This window comes from Sphingomonas yunnanensis, from assembly GCF_019898765.1.
GTDB classification, from domain to species: Bacteria; Pseudomonadota; Alphaproteobacteria; order Sphingomonadales; family Sphingomonadaceae; genus Sphingomonas; species Sphingomonas yunnanensis.
The window spans coordinates 484,646-502,325 of sequence record NZ_JAIOKB010000003.1; the positions used below are offsets into that span (position 1 = coordinate 484,646).

Consider the following 17,680-nt stretch of genomic DNA (forward strand, 5'->3'; position numbering starts at 1 on the left):
CGGGCAGCTGCGGCACCACTCAGGCGACGCGTGTGCCTCATCCGCCGGTAAGTAGCACCACCGGCACGCGCAAGACGGTGCGCAAGTCCGTGGCGTCCTCGGTGGCGCCAACCTCGACCGACCAGTTGAGGCTGGCACGATCGGTGACGCGGTAGGTCACGCCGAACAGGAATCGACCGATCTGGAGGTCGCGCGAGATCGTCTCGCGCTCGCCCGGCCAGGCCGCGGTCGGCTCGATCAGCATGGTGCGCGTGCGCGTCCCGAACGCCCAGGTGTGCGCGTAGCCGAAATTGACCGTGGTGCGCTGGTTGAGCGAGATGCCGATCCCCGCCGACCCCGAGATCGCGTCGCCCGGATCGACATAAGTGATGATCACCGGCGGGATGCGCGTGTCGACGTCGCGCGGCAGGTTGAAGGTGTAGCCGAGCGTGCCGAACAGCACGACCGGGTCGCTCGGCAGGATCGCGGTGACGCTCGGCGCGATGCCCCAGAAGCCCGCGCCGGTCGCCGCGCGCGTCGGCCGGCCAAGGTCGTCGCGGCGGATCGCGAAAGGATCGGTGCCGGTCGGGAGCACGCCCTGGAGATTGCCGATGATATAGGGTCGGCCGTTGCCGCCGCTGAGCAGCTGGTAGCGCGCGGTCAGCTCGATGTCGCCGATGCCGGTACCCTTGACGGAGCTGTCGATCGTCGCGGCCTGATCGTTGTTGGTGCTTCCCGCGATCGGCGCGATGATCGAGGCATCGGCACGATGGATGAAGGGCGCGCGCACGCCCAGCTCGAACCGGTCGGTGAGGCCGTAGCGCAGCGCCGCCGAGGCGGTGAGCACGTCCTGTCGGCTCTCGTTGATGTCGAACACGCCGACCAGCACCGCCTCAACCAGCTCGACCCCGCGGAACACCGTTCGGCTGCGGTCGGCGCGGGCGTAATCGAGCTGGAACTCGCCGGTGAGCTGGCCCTTGCGAGTGACGACGCTCGACTGGCTGTCGAGCACCGCGAGCTGGATCGGCTGCTCGGCGTCCTCCGGCGCCTGGCCGACGCGCTCGAGCGGCGGCTGGAGCACGCCCGCGGGGTCGCCCGGCGCGCCCGGTGCCGCCCCCTGCGCCGCGGTCACCGCTGGCGCGCGCGGCGGCGCGGCGGCGAGCGGCGGCAGCGGCGCCGACTCGGCGCGCGCGACCGCCTCTGACTGAGCGTCGACGCGGCGGCGCAGCTCGGCGAGCTCTGCCGCCTGCGCGTCGAGCCGCCCGCGCTGCGCCTCGATCAGCCGGAGCGCCTGGTCGAGCTGGCGCTGCAGCGGCGCGCGCGGACGCGCCGGCTGCGCCTCGGCGGGCTGAGCGATGATCGTCGAGGCGAGCAGCGCGAGCGCGACTCGCCGCATCACTGCGCCCGCATCGCGGTGGCCGCGCCCGCGATCTCGCCGACGCGCAGCAGCGCCGAACCGGCGAGCAGTTCGGCGCCCGCCGCGCCGAGGTCGATCGCGACGCTGGTCTGCGTGTCGATCACGCGGTCGCTGCCCGCGTTGGCGATCGCGCTGCCGAAGACGTTGCCGGCGAGGTGGGTCACCGTGAGATCGCTGCCGCTCAGTTCCACCGTCCGCGTGCGCCCCTGCTGCCCCTGCGTGATCACGCCATGATCGGTCATGCCGCCGACGACCGCTTCGAGCCCCGCGGGCAAGGTCGTCGCGCCTGTCGCGGCGAGGCCGACCATCGGCGCGCTGGTGCCGGGCGTCACCTGAAAGCCGCTGCGCGTGTCGTAGCTCACGCTTGGTGCCCGCGCGCCGGCGTCGCCGGCGCCCACGGTGGGCACGGCGGCGACGGTCTCGCCCGCGCGCGGCGCGTAGACGGTCAGCGTCGGTGTGCCTTGGCTCGCCTGAAAGACGGTGCGCAGCACGACCGCTCCGTCGACCGCGGTCTGCGTCTGGACCGTCAGCGCGACGTCGATCCCGCCCGGCAGCATGAAGCCGCCGCGTTCCTCCGCCAGCGTCGCGTCGGGCACGGGCGCGAGCGCGCCGAACATCGCCTGGCCGAGCCCGAGCAGCATCAGCGCCGCGCCGCTCACGATATGTCCCCATAGGACGGCGCGGTGATCGACAGCGCCTGCTGGCTGACCGGATCGGAGAAGCGGCCGCCGATCGGCGCGCGCGCGTAGGCGAGCCACTGCGCCTCGCGGTTGAAGCGCGTCCTGGCGAGCGGCTGCTCGTCGGCGAGCACGAAATAGATGCGGTTCCACGCCTGTTCGAAGGCGGCGCGCGGCATCACGGTCATGCCGCTCGAGGGGTCGCCGAGCAGCACCTCGCGCGCGCTCACGCCCTTGACCACGACGAAGTGGCGATAGTCGCGGATGGCGATCAGCGCGATCCCCGGCACGCCGGTCTGGCGCACCTTGTCGAGCGTCACCTTGTAGCCGTCGGCGCGGAGCCCGCGGCTGGCGAGCCAGCGCTTCATGTCGAGCAGCGAGAAGCCGAGACGGCGAATCTGCTGCTGGTCGCCGCGCAGCCACATGCCGCGGAAGGCGAGATCCTCGCGCACGTCGAGGTCATAGTGGTAGCGCAGCAACGTCGCGAGCGCGGCCGAGCCGCAGCTGAAGTCGTAGCGCTGGCGCACGATGCCGTCGAAGCGCCGCTCCGCCATCGACCGGACCGGCACGCGATAGTCGCCGACCGGCCCCGCACCGGCGCCACCGACGAAGCGTGAGCCGGGCGCGACGTCGCTCGCGCAGGTGGTCGCGCCGAGCGCCAGCAGCGAAGCCGTGATCGGCCGGCAGACGGACGCGAACCGGATCATGGCGTGGGCGAGAGCGCGATCGTGACGTTCATCGCGGCGTTGATCGCGACATTGTTGCCGGTGTTGACGCTCAGCACCGAGAGGCCGGACATGTTCTGAAAGGCCTGACCATCGATCGTCGCGTCCCCGGTTCGGACGTTGTCGCCGACGCTGTTGTGCGAAACACCGGCGTTCTGCTCGGCCAGCGCCGACTGGCGCGTGTCCTCGCGGCCGGCGATCTGCGCCAGCGCGCCCTCGTCGAGCGCCGCGGTGGCGAAGGGCGTCGCCGCGGTCTGTGCCGCGGCGGGCGCGGCGGCGAGCGCGCCGACCAGAAGCAGCGGCGGCGCCCAGGGATAGAGCGGGAAGAGGCGGGGCATGGGCACGCTCCTCGTGGTCGAAGATGGACCGGCGGCGGTGGGCACCGCCGCCGACCCGAGGGCATCAGAAGGTGACGTCGCCGGTCGACACCGCGACCGACACGCTCGCGTTCTGCGAGGCACCGACGCCGGTGTTCTGGTTGAGCGCCTGCATGCCGGCATAGTTCTGGAACGCGCCGCCGCTGTTGCTCAGCTGGTTGGCCGCGCCGGGGGTGCCACCCTCGCCGCCGCCGCCGAAGCTGACCGACACGCCGGTGACGTAGCTCGACAGAGTCGAGCTGGCGACGATGGCATTGTCACCGAATACGTTCGCGTTGGAGGCCGAGGCGGTCGCGGAGGTGCCGACCAGCGAGATCGAGTGATCCGAGCTGTCGTTGTTGCTGTTGGTGACCGAGTTGTCGGTCGAGTTGTCCGAACTGTCGTTGTTGCTGTTGTTGGTGGAGCTGTTCGAGTTGTCGGTCGTGGAGCTGTTGGAATTGTCGGTGGTGGAACTATTCGAATTGTCCGTCGTCGAGCTGTCCGAATTGTCCGTCGCCGAGTTGTCCGACGCGTCGGTGGTGGTCGTCGTCGTCGTGGTGGTGGAGTTGTCGTTGTAGCTGTCGGTCGTATTGGTCGAGCTGTTCGACGAGTCGCTCGAGGAGTTGTCGGTGTTGTCGGTCGCGGACGCGCTGTTGTTGGCGGCGACGCGGCCGGCGGAAGCGGTGGCGTTGCCGCTGTCGCTGGTGGTCACCGAATTGTCCGTGGTCGAGTTGTTTGACGCGTCGGTGGTCGTCGTCGAGTTGTTCGAGCTATCCGAGGTCGAGGAGTTGTTGCTGTCCGCGGTGTTGGTCGAATTGTTCGAGCTGTCCGACGTGGTCACCGCGTTGTTCGAATAATCGTTGGTAGAGCTGTTCGAGTTGTCCGTCGTCGAGCTGTCCGAATTGTCGGCGGTCGAGTTGTTCGACCAGTCGTTCGTCGAGCTGTTCGACCAGTCGTTGGTCGAGTTGTTCGAGCTGTCGGTCGTGGCGGTGGAGCCGCCAGCGGCGGCGTTCTGCCCCGCGCTCGCGCTGTTGCTGGGATCGGCGGTCTGCGCCACCGCGGGGGCTGCGATCAGCAGCGCGGCGACGGAGCAGGAGCGGTAGAATAATGCTTTCATGTCGGCGTTCCTCGCTATCACGTGATCGCCACGCCCCCTGTTGTTCCTGCGACGTCGCCGTCGTCGGAGGAGCGGTGCGGCACCGTATCCTCGGTACTCCACGGGTATGCGGCCTCCTCTGGCGCTTCTCTGCCCCGACATAAGGGAATCGCTTGCCCTCGTTCGGGGGAAGCCGCTCCCCTCGTTCAGGGGGTCACACGAACGACGTGCGGCAGGTCGGCGCCACACGCACCGCGCTCTGCAGCATCAGCCACACCAACTCGGCCTGGCGGTTGGTGTTGGTCTTGAGGAAGATCTGCTTGAGGTAGGAGCGCGCGGTCTGCTCGCGCACGTGCATCGCAGCGGCAGCATCGGACAGGCTCAGCGCATCAGAGAGTAAGCAGGTGAGGCGGGTCTCGACGGGCGACAGGCCGTAGAGCTTGCAAACGGGCTCGATCAGCCGGCGCAGTTCCTGCGTCGGATCGAAGACGTAGAGGATCGCGGCGCAGTCCTCGGCGCCGGCGGGCGGTTGGTCGGTAGCGACGATCGCCACCAGCAGCGGTCGCCGCTCGGCGCGGCTCAGCGCTATCACGGGCGCTGTGCCGCGCCCGCGCGCCGTGCCGCCACCGCCGACGACATGATCGATCGCGGTCTGCAGCCGGAGCGTGTCCGGCAGCCGGCTGCCGCTCAGCAGCGTGCCGCTGCGCCGCAATCCGTCCTGGCGCGCCATCAGCGCCTCGGCGACCGCGTTCGCGAGCATCAATTGACCCCGAGCGTTCACCAGCAGCACGCCTACGTCGGCATGGTTGAACGCCTCGGCAAGCCCGCGCGCCCTCGCCTGCGCGCGCGTGCGCTCGGCCCAGAGCGCGAGCGCTGATCGCAACAGCGGCAGTAGCCGCGTGACCTGCTCGCGGCCGCGCGCCCGGATCGCCGCGTCGCTGCTTTCGTACAGCGCCAGGATATCGATCGCGATATCGGGTGTCGTCACTCCCGCGAGCAGCACATCAGCGCCGGGCGAAGCCGCGCCGAGCCTGACCCATGTGGCGGCTTGCCGCGCCGACGGTCCGAGATCCCCGCGCTCAAGCAGCGCGAGTAGCGCGGCGCCGCGCTCACTCGCGGCGCACGCGCCGGTGCTGGCAAGCACGATCGCCCGACCATCACGAGTCGCGGAGGCGATCAGGAGTCCGTCGGCGTCGATGAGCGCAGTGACCTCACCCGCGAGATCGACGAGAGGTTCGGGGTGCTCATCCGCGATCGGTGCCGGCCCGTCGGGGCGGGGCGGGGCAATGGCGGCAGCGGTTTGGTCATAGCCTTGCTCTATCATCGGCGGGATCGCCGAGGGATGCAGCACGCTGACCATCACTCTCTCCTGTGCTCCGGCCGGTTGTCCCGGTCCGCCCCATGTTCAATGCGGTGGTTCCTGATCGTTGCTCCGTTCGTTCGTCACCGTCGGTAAATCGTTCTCACGCCAGCATGAGCCGGACGGTCGGACGGACAAGCGCTCGTGCCCCTCGCTGTCTTCCCGATTTGGGACGCGCGTCCGTGACTTAGCTCTCACCGTACGGCGATACAGCCTGCTCCGCCCGGCGGAATGATCCGATAACTATTCGGTCGTATGTTCATTTTCGGTACAAGCCTTGATGCGTGGAAATGTCCGAGGCACCGTGAAGACGTGCCAATTGAGGCGCGGTTGGGTGCGCTCCTTATAGCTTGCACACCTAAGATTTTGGGCGGCGAGGAGAGGACCTTGCCGCAATCTCGCTATCAGACGGCCAGCTCCGCTACTTAACCCGCCAACCGTGTGGGGTGCGACGCGTTATTAGGGCGCCACACTGTCATCACGCCATCAACTTTCCTTACATCAAGCTAATCGGCTTTACTGACGTTCGTGGATCCGGCCGCGCGCAGGTTCAACCGAAGATAGTAGAAGCCGCCGTCCTGACCGAGCTGCTGACTGGACGTGTCGTACCTTGCCGCACCGATATAAGAGTTCTCGAGCGGGATGCGCGATGGATAGCTGTTGAACAGGTTGTTGGCCCCGATGGACGCGCGCAGGCGGGAGCTCAGGTCATAGCCGACCTCCAGGTTCGTGACCCAGCGGGCGCGATTGACCAAGTCGCGGAACGTGTCGTTCGAGAAGGCGTCGGGACCGGTGTAGTAGGTGAGCTGTGACCTCGTTCGCCCATATCGTATCTCATGGAGCGCAAGGCTCCATCGGTCTGCGCTGAACATGCCGCCGACGATGATTTTCGACGCCGGGTAGGCCGTCGTCAGATAGCCGATCCCCTGTGCATTGAGCAGCGGGTTGCCATTGCGGTCGAGTCCGGTCCGGGTGACCTTGGTTTTGTTGATGTTGGCGGCCGCGTCCCAGAGCACGCTCGAGCCGGCACCGAGGACGGTGCGGTAGCGGGCCGTGATATCAAGGCCGCGGGTGCGCGTCCGAACCCCGTTGGCATAGTATTGCACCGTGGCGCTCTCGGGCGAGACCGTGGCGGGCAGGGCGACCCCTTGGAGGCGCAAGGCGTCCAGCGCCTCCTGACCGTTGTAGACGCCGCCCGCGATGATGCGGTCGCGTATCCGGATCTGATAGGCGTCGACCGTGATATCGAAGTTCTCGACCGGTCGCGCGACGACGCCGCCGCTGTAGTTGATCGAGCGCTCGGGGCGTAGCGGCGACGCCCCGAGTGCGCGCGCGGCCGGAGACGCCACCGCGACCTGTGCGTTGGCGTAAGTGGGCGACACGACGATGCTGGTGAAGTTCGACTGGGCGAGTGTGGGCGCTCGAAAGCCGTTGCTGACCGTGCCGCGAAGCGCGAAGCGATCCGATACGTCGTAGCGTGTGGAGAACTTGCCCGTCAGAGTGTCGCCCGCGTCCGAATAATGCTCGTAGCGCCCGGCGAGATCGACCTGCCACGCGGGCAGCAGACGTGTCGCGAGATCGATGTACGCCGCCTCGACATCGCGGCTAGCGCTTGTACGGTTGTCGGGCGAGAGTCCCTGATAGCCCTCGGTGCCGCCGTACAGGTAGGAGCCGGGCTCGCCGGGATCGATCCCGTAGGTCTCGCGTCGATACTCGGTGCCGAGCGCCAGGGTGAGCGGGGCTGCCAGGAAGGGGAGCGCCACCGGCTGGCGAAGATCGAGCGTATTCGTCCACTGCCGATGGCGGTAGCTGCCGATATCGACCGACGTCGGCGTCTCGCCTGTCGCGGCGTAGAGCCCGGTGTTGGCTGTCTCGTCGAGCCCGAGTGCGATGCGGTCACCGCCGTAGGTGGTGCTGAGATCCCAATGCCAGCCGAGCAGCCCGTCACCGCGCAGGCCGCCCGTGACCGCGAAGTCGTGCTCGGAAACGGTCTCGACTGGCTGGAAACCGTTCGGATGCACCGCGGGGAGAACGGTCGGGAGCCGTCGATAGGCAAGTCGCGCTGCGTCGCGGTAGGCGTAGGTGGCGAATGCATAGGCTTCGACGCTGCTCGAGACCCGATACGCCGCATCGAGGCTCGTGGTGATCCGAGTGGTACGGGGTGAGCCGATCGCGGGATTGTTGCTGAGGCCGGTGCGCGTATCGGGTCCGCTTCGATCCGTGCGATCGCGGTGAACCACCTCGGCACTGAGGCGGAGGTGTCCGTCCGCGCCGAGGTTGAACCCCTCGCTGATCGAGTCGCTCGTGGTGAAGCCGTCTCCCTCATAGGTCTGGCCGTTGAGCGCCTGGGCGGAGAGGTCGGAACCCGCGCCCTTGAGGATGATGTTGATGACGCCGGCGATGGCGTCCGAGCCATAGAGCGCGGCGGCACCGTCCTGGAGGATCTCGACTCGTTCGATCGCGGTGACGGGGATCAGATCGATGTCGACGGGTGCCGTGCCCTGCTGCGGGCCAGGGTTGAGGTTGACCGCCGACGTCGGGTGCCGGCGCTTGCCGTTGACCAGCACGAGGGTCTGGTCCGCCGTGAGACCGCGCAGGCTGATGGCGTTGATCAGCGAGCTCTGGTCCAGCCCCATCACCTGGCGCGAGAGCGACGGTGCGAGCTGCTGCAGCGCGTCGCGCAGGTCGGGCTGGCCGGTCGCGCGAAGCTCCTCGGCGGAGACGACCACGACCGGGCTGGCGCTCTGCCTGGCCGAGATGCTCGGGTCGCGCGTGCCGGTGACGACGACCTGGCTCGCCCCCTGCTCGGCCTTGGCGTCCAACGCCGGGCCGCCTTGTGCGTTCGCCGGTATCGACGGCAGCGCGAGGACGAGGGCGGCACTCACGGCTGCGATGGACCGATCAGATGACACACGACCTCCAACGATCTCCTACTTATCTGATAGGAGAAGCGGGGCGTGATGGGGAAGTCGCTGGCTTGATGATTTATCTTGTTGGCGCGATACGTCGCGTTAGGATCGCCGGCGGAGATCACGATGACCGAGGTTGGTACCGCCTCCGCTGGCCCGCGTGATCAACGATGCGGGCTTGAGGCGACCGTCCGGCGACGCGGCGGCGATTTCCCACTTAGAAAGTAGTCGAGGACGTGCTGCGGCGGTATCAGCAACCGGCTGAGCACGAAAATGGCGGAGGGGCGTGACGCCTGTGCGATGATGACGGGGGACATGGCACGTCGGGCGAGGGCGGGAAGTGCGGTGACTGGCTCGGCTTCACGGCGGCGAGCATGGGTCACCTCCGTACGGGACGTGGTACGTGCAGCCCGAAGCGACCGGTTCTAACCGAGCGAGGGCTTAGCTCGGGCGGACGAGCGCTCCTTTTGCAGGACGTCCTCAGCGCCGCTGGCTCTCGGTCTTCGCCCGCTCGAGGCCGAAGGGCTCCGATGCATTCCAGGCCGGCCAGTCGGTGCGTTCAGCGATCTCGCGCCCGAGCGCATAGGCGACGCTTCCTTCCTGTGCCGCACCGGTCATGTCCCATCTGGGGTTAAACTCGTCGCACGTCTGATGGTAGCATTGCGCGTTGTAGCGCGCTCGCTCGCGCTCGCCAGCCGCTAGGCCGCCGTTGACCAGATCGCGCCCGGCGCGGAAGTACACGCCCGGCACCCCCTTCTGCGCCAGCGCGTAATGATCCGACCGGTAGTACCAGCCCGCCTCGGTATTTTCCTCCGGCACGATCCGCAGTCCCTGCGCTGCGGCCACGCGCGTGAGGTCCGCCTCGAGCGGCGTCCGGCCGACCCCGATCAGCTCCAGATCGCGGGTCCGGCCCAGCACGACGTGCGGGTCGAGATTGAATTGCGCCGCGGTGGTGCCGAGCGGCAGGACGGGGTGATCGGCATACCAGCTCGCACCCAGCAGGCCTTTCTCTTCGGCGGTCCAAAGGGCGAATACCACGGAGCGACGCGGCCGCGTGGCTAAGCTGTAGACGCGGGCGATCTCGAGCAGCGTCGCCGTGCCGGTACCGTTGTCGACCGCGCCGTTGCGGATGCGGTCAGCGGGCGGATCGAAGTCGTTCTCGCCGTAAGCGTCCCAGTGGGCGCCATACAGGACGCTACCGGCAGCCGGGTCGGTACCGGGAAGGATCCCGACCACATTGTGACTGACGACATGCGCCAGGCTGGTGCGCGTCATGCCGGAGAAGGTGACGCGCTTCAGCTCGATGCCGTGGAACTCGGCCGACTGCGCTGCGCGCTTCGCCGCGGCGTAGTCGAGGCCGCCCTCGCGCAGCATGGCGACGCCGATGTCGTTTCGCAGCATTCCCCGGAGACCGAACGCCGGCGGCACCGTGCCCGTGTCGGGCGCATAACCCGGCACGGCATCGCCCTTCGCCAGTTGCAGCCAGGGGTAGCTCGACGGGAACGTCTCATGGATCTGGAAAAACGCGACCGCGCCGCGCTTCTGCGCCTCCGTCAGCTTGGTGCGCGCTGCTGGACTGGACGCTCGTCCGCCGAAGCCTAGGTCGCGTCGCGCCTCGACATCGGGATCGCCGGCCAAGGCCACGACCACCTTGCCGCGAACGTCCAGCCCCCGATACGGATCATAGCCGAGCTTGGGCTCGACGATGCCATAGCCGACGAAGACGACGGGCGCTGCCGTCACCGTCGAGCGGCCGAGGATCCGGGACGATGCCGCGATCTCGACACCGGGGTTCAGCGTCGTGATGTTGTTGCCCAGCGCGATCTGAAACTTCGCCTCGTCGCGCGTCCAGCGCAGCAGCGGCACTCGTTGCTTATAGCCGTCATCCCCGCCAGCCTTCAGCCCCAACGACGCGAATCGTTCGGTCAGGAAAGCCAGGGTGACTGGCTCGCCAGCTTGCGCCGGTCCGCGACCGTGGAAGTCGTCGCCGCTCAGCGTTCGCACATCCGCCTTGATCCGCTCGGGCGAGACCATCGGCGCGGACGGCTCGGTAGCGGCGGCGAGGGAGAATAGCAGCGGAAGCGAGAGCCAACGTTTCATCGGGCAAGCCTGGCGCCTCCCGGGGTCGAGCGCAAGCTGGCGAAGTGGACGCCCTGCAGAGCGACCCAGACAGGGTGGCAGGTCCGTTGTAGCTGATCTGAACGGGCGGCCGAAGGTAGGCGAGTGACCGGAGCGTCTGCACGGCTGTCCGTGAGATACATCCAAGCGGATCGCCGATACAGAACGCCGTTATCGTACGAGCAGAAGTCGTCGACGCACTGTCGGTCCGATGACGAGCAACACGACGCCCGCGCCCGCGACGACGGCGGCATGGAGCAACCAGAATTCGGCGGGCGCCCAGCGCTCGTATAGCGAGCCCAATCGGCCGCTGATGACGCTACCGGCGAAGGTAGAGAGTGTGTTGATGCCGATCATGGTGCCACGCAGCCCTGACGGCGCCTCCGCCGCGTAGAGTGCGAGCCCGATCGGCGTGACGTACAGCCAGCCGATATTGGTTAAGAGGTGAAAGGCGACTGCCCAGAGCAGGGGCACGCGGCCTGCCGCGTCGCTCACGAGCGGGGCCAGCGACAACCAGGCGGTGCCTCCACCGAAGACGAGGCAGCCGATGGCAAGCTTGGCAAGACTGTCAGGCTCCCGTCCTGCGGCCGCTTGGCGTCGCCACAACGATAGGAAAAGTGGCATGACCAGCACCGGCGCTAGCCCGTCCAGCGCCTGCAGCCAGGGTACGGGAACCACGACACCGCCGACTCGTCGGTCGAGATGATCGCGCACCCACAGATTGTAGACGTTCCAAACTTGGCTCTGCGCGATCCAGAAGCAGGTCATCAGTGGCCAGATCGCGAGCAGTGCCGAGAGGCGCGTCCGTTCGGCGGGCTTGAGCCGGTCGCGCTTCGCCGCTCTGACGCGACTGCTATCTGCGGGCAGGTGCCGCTGTCCCGCGACATAGACGAGCAATCCAGCGAGCATACCGAAGCCAGCGAAGGCAAAACCCGCATGCCAGCCGTAGACGACCGCCAACGCGCCGGTAACGATCGGCGCGATGAATGCTCCAAGATTGATCCCGACGTAATAGAGCTGGAACGCGTCCGCTTCGCGCCGATCGCCGTCGGCGTAGAGGGCTTTGATCTGTGCAGAGAGGTTACCCCGTAGCAGCCCCGCGCCGACAATGAGCAGAAGCAGGGCGAGCAGGAACGACGCATCGAATGCGAGAGCGAAATGCCCGGCCGTCATCAGCAGGGCGCCAGCCATCACGGCGCCGCGCCGGCCAGTCACACGATCACCCAGCCAGCCACCGACAACCGGAGTGAAGTAGATGAGGCCAACGTATAGACCGAATGTCTGAGCCGCGAGCGCGGTCACGGAGAGCGGACCGGTGATGCCCTCGACGATCCCCCGAAACGTTGCGAAGCCAATCACGTGCACGATGTGATCAGGCAGCAACAACTGCTCGACCATGTAGAGCGTGAGAAGCGCTTGCATGCCGTGGAACGATATACGTTCCCATAACTCAGTTCCAGTCAGCACCCACAATCCGCGGGGATGGTCGAGCAGCTCGCGCCAGCGGGCGCGCGGGTCTGTTGACCTCGTAAGCCTGCGATCGATCATGCCCGCCTCCGGACAGATCTGTCGCAGCGCGATCTCGTCTCTGCAAGCCCTCATCGCTCTGGATACGCTTGGCAGGCTTACACATGCCCTCGCGCGCTATGGTCGAAAGGTAGTCAATAAGCGGTGGCAGGTTTGAACTGAGCGTCGACTGCCCGGCAGATGCGAACGAAACACAAGTTCGTCTCGATCCAATCACCGTCCACAACACTTCAACAACGGCTATGTCGAGAGCTTCAGTGGGCGGGCACCCGATCTGACCGCTTTCGGGTCCTTGCGACGCGAGTCCGCTCCTTTCACCATCGACGCGGGGCATGCGGGTCTTGCCACGAGCTCGTCGCGCGAGAAGCAGGGCACCGGTGACGAAACGTTTAGCTTCCTCGTTGCATAACAAGCATATGATTGACCCGCGGGAGATCGCCGACAGCGTTGAAGCGACGAGGCTGACCAGCCTCCTGAGCCTCAATCTTCTCGATACGCCCGCCGAGGGCAGCTTCGACGCCGTCACCCGGCTCGCTGCCTTCGCCTGCGGGACGGCGAGTGCCGCGGTCACGCTGGTGGACACCGATCGTGCCTGGTTCAAGTCGCGCGTCTGCGTCGGCGTTCCGGAGTTGCCGCGCGAGCACGCCTTCTGCAGTCTCGAGATCACGCGCGGCGACCTGCTGGTGATCCCTGACACGCATCTCGACCCGCGCTGCGCTGCCAACCCGTTGATCGCAGGCGACGGTGCCGTCCGCTTCTACGCCGGGGCGCCACTGATCGTAGCTCCCACCGGGGCATGTGTCGGGCGACTGTGCGTCTTCGACACTGCGCCGCGAGACGGACTGACCGCGGCGGAGCAGGACTCGCTCTTGAGCCTCGCCGCCATGATCGTCGAACGGATGGAGAGCACGCGCTATCGCCAGATCGGTCGCATGGCGGCCAAAGTGGCCGACGTCACCTCCGACGCGATCCTCTGCGCCGACGCGGCCGGACGAATCACCTACTGGAACGCCGCTGCGGAGCGCATGTTCGGGCACCCGGCGGAAGTCGCCGTCGGCGCGCCGCTCCATATAATCATGCCCGAAGGCTTGCGCGGCGCGCACGCGCGTGGCTTCGCGCGCGCCGCGGCGGGCGGTGCGATGACGCTCCAGGGCAAGCCGGTCGAGCTGACCGGGCTGCGCGCGGACGGCGAGACGTTCCCGATCGAGCTGTCGCTGGGGCGCTGGCACGACGGGGCGACGGTCGCCTTCGCCGCGATCGTACGCGACATCTCATCGCGCAAGCTGCTCGAGCACGAGCGCGAGCAGGCGCGCTTGTTCCTCGACACGGTGATCGAGAACCTACCCGCCATGCTGTTCGTCAAGAACGCGGAGGATCAGCGTTATCTGCTGATGAACAAGGCTGGTGCCGAGCTTGCGGGGCGGCCGCAGGAGGATTTCGTCGGGCGTACCGACAGCGAGCTCTTCCCCGGTCGAGGTGAGGCTTATGAGGCACGCGACCGTGCCGCCGAGGCGCGTCCCGGCGTCCACGTCTTTGAGGGCAATTACGTGCGCGCTGATGGGCGCCGCTTCACCCTGCGCACCAAGCGGCTCGTGATCGACGCGCCTCCTGGCGGCAAACGCCTGCTGCTCGGCATAACCGAGGACATGACCGAGGCGCGGCGCGCGCAGGCCGAGGTCAGACGCCTGGCGGAATATGACTCGCTGACCGGCCTACGGAACCGCGCCGGCTTCGTCGCGCGGATCGACACACTCGTAGACGCGACAACTCCCTTCACGGTGCTCAGCATCGACCTCGACCGCTTCAAGTCGGTCAACGATCAATTCGGCCACCTGGCCGGTGACGAGGTGCTAGGCGAGGTCGGTGTCAGGCTGGGCCGCGTCGTCAGCGCCGGAGACGTCGTCGCCCGCGTCGGCGGCGACGAGTTCGCGTTGATCTTGGTCGGCCACGACGCGGGTGTCCGCGCGCGCGCTCTGGCACCCGTGATCGTCGCCGCGCTGGAAGTGCCGATCACCACCAATCGCGCGCTCGCTTACATCGGGTGTAGCATCGGCGGCGCGGCCTTTCCGACCGACGGCGGCACGCCGATCGAGGTGCGACAGGCTGCGGACTTGGCGCTGTATCGCGCGAAGGAGAACGGTCGCGGCTCGACTTGCTTCTACGACGCCGCGCTGGATGCCGCACTGCGCGAGCACCGCCGCCTGGAGCAGGCGCTGCGGCTCGCGCTCGAGCAGGACTTGATCGACGTCGCCTTCCAGCCTGTCCTCTCGACTGAGACGCGTCTGGTCACCAGCTTCGAGGCGCTGGCGCGCTGGCACCATCCCATCAAAGGGCCGATCCCGCCCTCAGAGTTCATCGTGCTGGCGGAGGAGTGCGGCCTGGTCGAGGCGCTCGGGACCAACGTGCTGCGCCGCGCGTGCGACGCCGCGCGGTCCTGGCCGGACGACGTGTCGGTCGCGGTCAACCTGTCGCCGCTGCAATTCCAGACCGGCCGCCTGTGCGAGACCGTACGGAGCGTGCTGGCGGCGACCGGTCTGCGGGCGGGGCGGCTGCAGCTGGAAGTGACCGAGGGACTGCTGATCCGGGACGTGGAACGCACCTTCCATCAGCTGGAGGAAATGCGCGCCATCGGCATCCAGATCCTGATGGATGACTTCGGCGTCGGCTATTCGTCACTCAGCTATTTCCAACGTTTCCGGTTCGACAAGGTCAAGATCGACCGCTCCTTCGTTGAGACGGCGCCGACCGCCCTGGCGGCTCAGGCGATCATCCGGGCGGTGACGCAGGTCGGTCAGACGCTCGGCATGGGCGTCGTCGCCGAGGGGGTCGAGACCGAGGAGCAGATGCAGATGCTCGTGTCGCTCGGCTGCACTCACGTGCAGGGCTATCTGCTTGGACGTCCCCTCGCCGGTGGCATGGTGCACGAGTTCTTGTATGCCAACCGGAAGTTGGCAGGGTTGCCGTCATCCCCCACCATCCTGGCATCATGACGATGATCCCGCGAGGATCGCGGCTGTCGCGCCTATGATGCGGCCGTCGCAGGGAGCCTTGAAGGTGCTGGACGCAGGGGCGCTGGCAGTCCGGAAGTTAGTCCCACCTTTCGACATCGTTCCCGATCAGCTTCTCACTCGTAGCACCGAGATTGACGAATGTCCGAAGCTGGGAGCAGGGCAGGGTCTCGCGCGCGATCGCTTCCCGGGTCCAGCGGAGCAGGGCGGTTGGCTCGATCTGGCCAGTCGGCAGCCGTGATGGGTATGATATCGCGGGTTTACCAAAGCTTAGATCGTTCTGGGTAGGTCAGGCGGCTACGCTCAAGGATCGGCGAATGCTGGCGAATTCTCGTCTTCTTGAGGATCACGGCTCGTTCTGGCGGAGGTCGGCGGGCGCCGTGCTTCTCCTTTTGACCTGCGTCCTTGGCCTGGGAGAGGCGCGGGCCGGGTGCATGCGCGCGCCGACGCCTGGTCTCCAGACGCTGGCGGATGAAGCGGGGCGCGATCCACCCGCTCTCCTTCTCTCGACCAAAGGCGATCCGCTGAGAACGGACGGCGACCTCGCCTGGGGCTGGCGCATGGCCGCGCGGGCGGAGGCGTACGACACGCTCTCCCAGCCCGCGAACGCAAGGAGCACCGTCCTGCAGGTGACCGAAGCCGGCGCAACCGTCGACCTGCCGCTTCGTGTCGAGCTGCTGGCCCGCGCCGCGATGAACGGGCTGACGGTCGAGGAGGTCGAACGCATCGCCTCGTCCCTCGCCTCCGTCTTAGATCGTACGGCTCCCGACATCGTGTCGATCGCCTGCCTCCAGATCGCCCGGGGGGAAGCTCGGCGTCTATCGGGCGCGCCGGAGCGGGCGGTGTCTCTACTCGCATCGGCTTACCGGCTCACGAAGCGGCCGGGCCGCGAGCTGCCGCACGTCATCGCCACCGAGAAGCTGGCCAGAGTCTTGAACGCGGCGGGCGACCATCTCCAGGCGATCGCGCTCATCGAGGAGGTAATCGCCTGGGACACGACGCACGACCGCAAGGTCGCGCTGGCGAACGACCTGTATTTCAGGGGGTTGTTCAATCTATCGCGAGGTGCGTACGCGGCGGCGCTCGCCGACTTCGACCTGTCTAGGATGCGGTCTCCTAGAGTGAGCGATCCGGTCGGCTCGGCCTATCTCGATCTCCAGACCTGCGCCGCGTTGATCGAGCTGCACCGTCTGCTCGCCGCGAAACCGCTGTGCCGGCAGGCCCAGCTTGTCTTCGATGCGTGGCAGGAGCCGGCCAGCGCGCAGGCGCAGCTTCTCAGGGCTAAGATGGAGTGGATTTCGGGCCGTCACGCGCGCGCGCTCGAGCTGCTCGACCAACTGCTCGAGGATGCAGACCGGCTATCGTCCTTCGCCTCGGCGCCGCAGGCCTATCGGCTTCGGGCAGACGTGAACCGAGCCATGGGCAGGACGGAGAGCGCCTATCGGGATCTGGAACGGTCCGTGCGCCTGGACGAGCGGAGGTCCGCCTATGAGCGGACGAGGCAGACCGCTGTGCTGCGTGCCAGCTTCGAGGCGGACAGGTCGGCAGCACGCACGGAGGAGTTGGCCCGCAGTCTTCGCTTCGCGCGTGAACGCGAGAGCGAGCAGGCTCAGCGCTACCGACAACTCGCCTGGTCGGCAGCACTGGGCCTCCTCATGCTGGGGACGATGCTTATCATGGGCGTCAGTCACAGGCGGAAACTGTCGCGTGTCGCAGATACGGATCCGCTCACCGGCTTGCTGAACCGCCGGTGCCTCATCGGTCGCGAGCGAAACTTGTTCCATCGCGAGGGTTTCAGCGCTGCGTCGACCGTGGCGCTGCTCGATATCGACCATTTCAAGGCCATCAACGACGCATACGGTCACAATGTCGGCGACGAGGTGCTCAAGCATTTCGCGGCGCTGCTCGCCTCCAGCGCCGGCAAGGAAGACGTGGTCGCGCGGTGGGGAGGAGAGGAGTTCGTCCTGGTCTTCCGGCATCGGCCTGCGGCCCACGCGCTGGGGGTTCTCGAGGAAATCCGCAGCAGGCTGCTCGAGCAGGTCGAGGCCAAGGTGGCGGGGGTGCAGGTGCGCTTCAGCGCGGGCGTCACGTCCTCGACCGACGGAGAGCCGCTTCATACGGTCATCGCGAGGGCGGATCGGGCCCTGTATCGCGCCAAAGAATTGGGACGAGACAGGATCGAGGTCGAGGGCGTGACCGAACACACGTCGTCGGACAGCCCACCGGCGACGATCGGTCTCGCACCAGCCGGCGCGAGTATCGCGGAGTCGCACGGGCCAGCAGCGACCTCTTCCCTCGTCCTGACCCCTGGCGAGGCTAGGTTGGTGCAACTTTCCTACGAGGATTGAGCCCGGCCTCTCACTCTCGCGTCAGAGATCGAAGATCAATCGCGTCCGCCATGGCCTTGTAGCCCGAATCACTCGGATGCAGCCTGTCACTCTCGTTGAACCGCGGGTCGATCGCCGAGGGGATCGGTTTGGTCGGCGACCGACGGCGCGAGGTCGATCA

At 67.3% G+C, this 17,680-nt stretch carries 11 protein-coding genes; 2 read left to right on the top strand and 9 right to left on the bottom strand.

Annotation, left to right across the window (positions count from 1 at the left end; genetic code table 11):
* Nucleotides 1-37 precede the first annotated feature (37 nt).
* The 9 genes from K7957_RS11755 to K7957_RS11795 all read right to left on the bottom strand — a co-directional run bounded on the left by K7957_RS11755 (nt 38) and on the right by K7957_RS11795 (nt 12,185).
* Nucleotides 38-1,375 carry a transporter gene (locus K7957_RS11755; protein ID WP_223012165.1) on the bottom strand — a complete coding sequence of 446 codons (1,338 nt, stop codon included), beginning with the start codon at nt 1,373-1,375 and terminating at the stop codon, nt 38-40.
* Nucleotides 1,375-2,055 (bottom strand): hypothetical protein, encoded by a 681-nt coding sequence (locus K7957_RS11760; RefSeq protein WP_223012166.1) that lies wholly within the window; start codon nt 2,053-2,055, stop codon nt 1,375-1,377. Before K7957_RS11760 ends, K7957_RS11755 begins: the two co-directional genes overlap by 1 nt.
* Nucleotides 2,052-2,780, bottom strand: a complete 729-nt coding sequence (locus tag K7957_RS11765) for a C39 family peptidase (protein WP_223012167.1) — start codon at nt 2,778-2,780, stop codon at nt 2,052-2,054. The genes K7957_RS11760 and K7957_RS11765 overlap by 4 nt, the downstream gene beginning before the upstream one ends.
* Entirely contained in the window at nt 2,777-3,136 is a 360-nt protein-coding gene (locus K7957_RS11770; RefSeq protein WP_223012168.1) for a hypothetical protein, read from the bottom strand. Before K7957_RS11770 ends, K7957_RS11765 begins: the two co-directional genes overlap by 4 nt.
* A gap of 64 nt (nt 3,137-3,200) precedes the next feature.
* Nucleotides 3,201-4,271, bottom strand: coding sequence for a hypothetical protein (locus K7957_RS11775; protein ID WP_223012169.1), 1,071 nt, complete (start codon nt 4,269-4,271; stop codon nt 3,201-3,203).
* A gap of 193 nt (nt 4,272-4,464) precedes the next feature.
* A complete protein-coding gene (locus K7957_RS11780; RefSeq protein WP_223012170.1) occupies nt 4,465-5,610 on the bottom strand; it encodes a helix-turn-helix transcriptional regulator in 1,146 nt (381 codons plus the stop codon).
* 506 nt (nt 5,611-6,116) lie between these two features.
* Nucleotides 6,117-8,432 carry a TonB-dependent receptor plug domain-containing protein gene (locus tag K7957_RS11785; RefSeq protein ID WP_246616983.1) on the bottom strand — a complete coding sequence of 772 codons (2,316 nt, stop codon included), beginning with the start codon at nt 8,430-8,432 and terminating at the stop codon, nt 6,117-6,119.
* Nucleotides 8,433-8,999: 567 nt separating this feature from the next.
* Nucleotides 9,000-10,619: a M28 family peptidase gene (locus K7957_RS11790; protein ID WP_223012172.1), complete on the bottom strand. Its 1,620-nt coding sequence runs from the start codon at nt 10,617-10,619 to the stop codon at nt 9,000-9,002.
* Nucleotides 10,620-10,808: 189 nt separating this feature from the next.
* Complete coding sequence (locus K7957_RS11795) at nt 10,809-12,185, bottom strand: peptide MFS transporter (protein ID WP_223012173.1); 1,377 nt, start codon at nt 12,183-12,185, stop codon at nt 10,809-10,811.
* A gap of 395 nt (nt 12,186-12,580) precedes the next feature.
* Here K7957_RS11795 and K7957_RS11800 point away from each other — a divergent pair, with 395 nt between their 5' ends.
* Both K7957_RS11800 and K7957_RS11805 read left to right on the top strand, forming a co-directional pair.
* Complete coding sequence (locus K7957_RS11800) at nt 12,581-15,154, top strand: sensor domain-containing phosphodiesterase (RefSeq protein ID WP_223012174.1); 2,574 nt, start codon at nt 12,581-12,583, stop codon at nt 15,152-15,154.
* A gap of 335 nt (nt 15,155-15,489) precedes the next feature.
* On the top strand, nt 15,490-17,520 hold the full coding sequence (locus K7957_RS11805; protein ID WP_223012175.1) for a GGDEF domain-containing protein: 2,031 nt from the start codon (nt 15,490-15,492) through the stop codon (nt 17,518-17,520).
* The last annotated feature ends 160 nt before the right edge of the window (nt 17,521-17,680 follow it).

Excerpts from the sequence above, each read along its gene's own strand:
- K7957_RS11775 (WP_223012169.1), bottom strand. The coding sequence starts at position 4,271 with ATGAAAGCATTATTCTACCGCTCCTGCTCCGTCGCCGCGCTGCTGATC.
- K7957_RS11765 (WP_223012167.1), bottom strand. The coding sequence starts at position 2,780 with ATGATCCGGTTCGCGTCCGTCTGCCGGCCGATCACGGCTTCGCTGCTG.
- K7957_RS11800 (WP_223012174.1), top strand. The coding sequence starts at position 12,581 with ATGATTGACCCGCGGGAGATCGCCGACAGCGTTGAAGCGACGAGGCTG.
- K7957_RS11795 (WP_223012173.1), bottom strand. The coding sequence starts at position 12,185 with ATGATCGATCGCAGGCTTACGAGGTCAACAGACCCGCGCGCCCGCTGG.
- K7957_RS11805 (WP_223012175.1), top strand. The coding sequence starts at position 15,490 with ATGCTGGCGAATTCTCGTCTTCTTGAGGATCACGGCTCGTTCTGGCGG.
- K7957_RS11755 (WP_223012165.1), bottom strand. The coding sequence starts at position 1,375 with ATGCGGCGAGTCGCGCTCGCGCTGCTCGCCTCGACGATCATCGCTCAG.
- K7957_RS11770 (WP_223012168.1), bottom strand. The coding sequence starts at position 3,136 with ATGCCCCGCCTCTTCCCGCTCTATCCCTGGGCGCCGCCGCTGCTTCTG.
- K7957_RS11790 (WP_223012172.1), bottom strand. The coding sequence starts at position 10,619 with ATGAAACGTTGGCTCTCGCTTCCGCTGCTATTCTCCCTCGCCGCCGCT.
- K7957_RS11780 (WP_223012170.1), bottom strand. The coding sequence starts at position 5,610 with ATGGTCAGCGTGCTGCATCCCTCGGCGATCCCGCCGATGATAGAGCAA.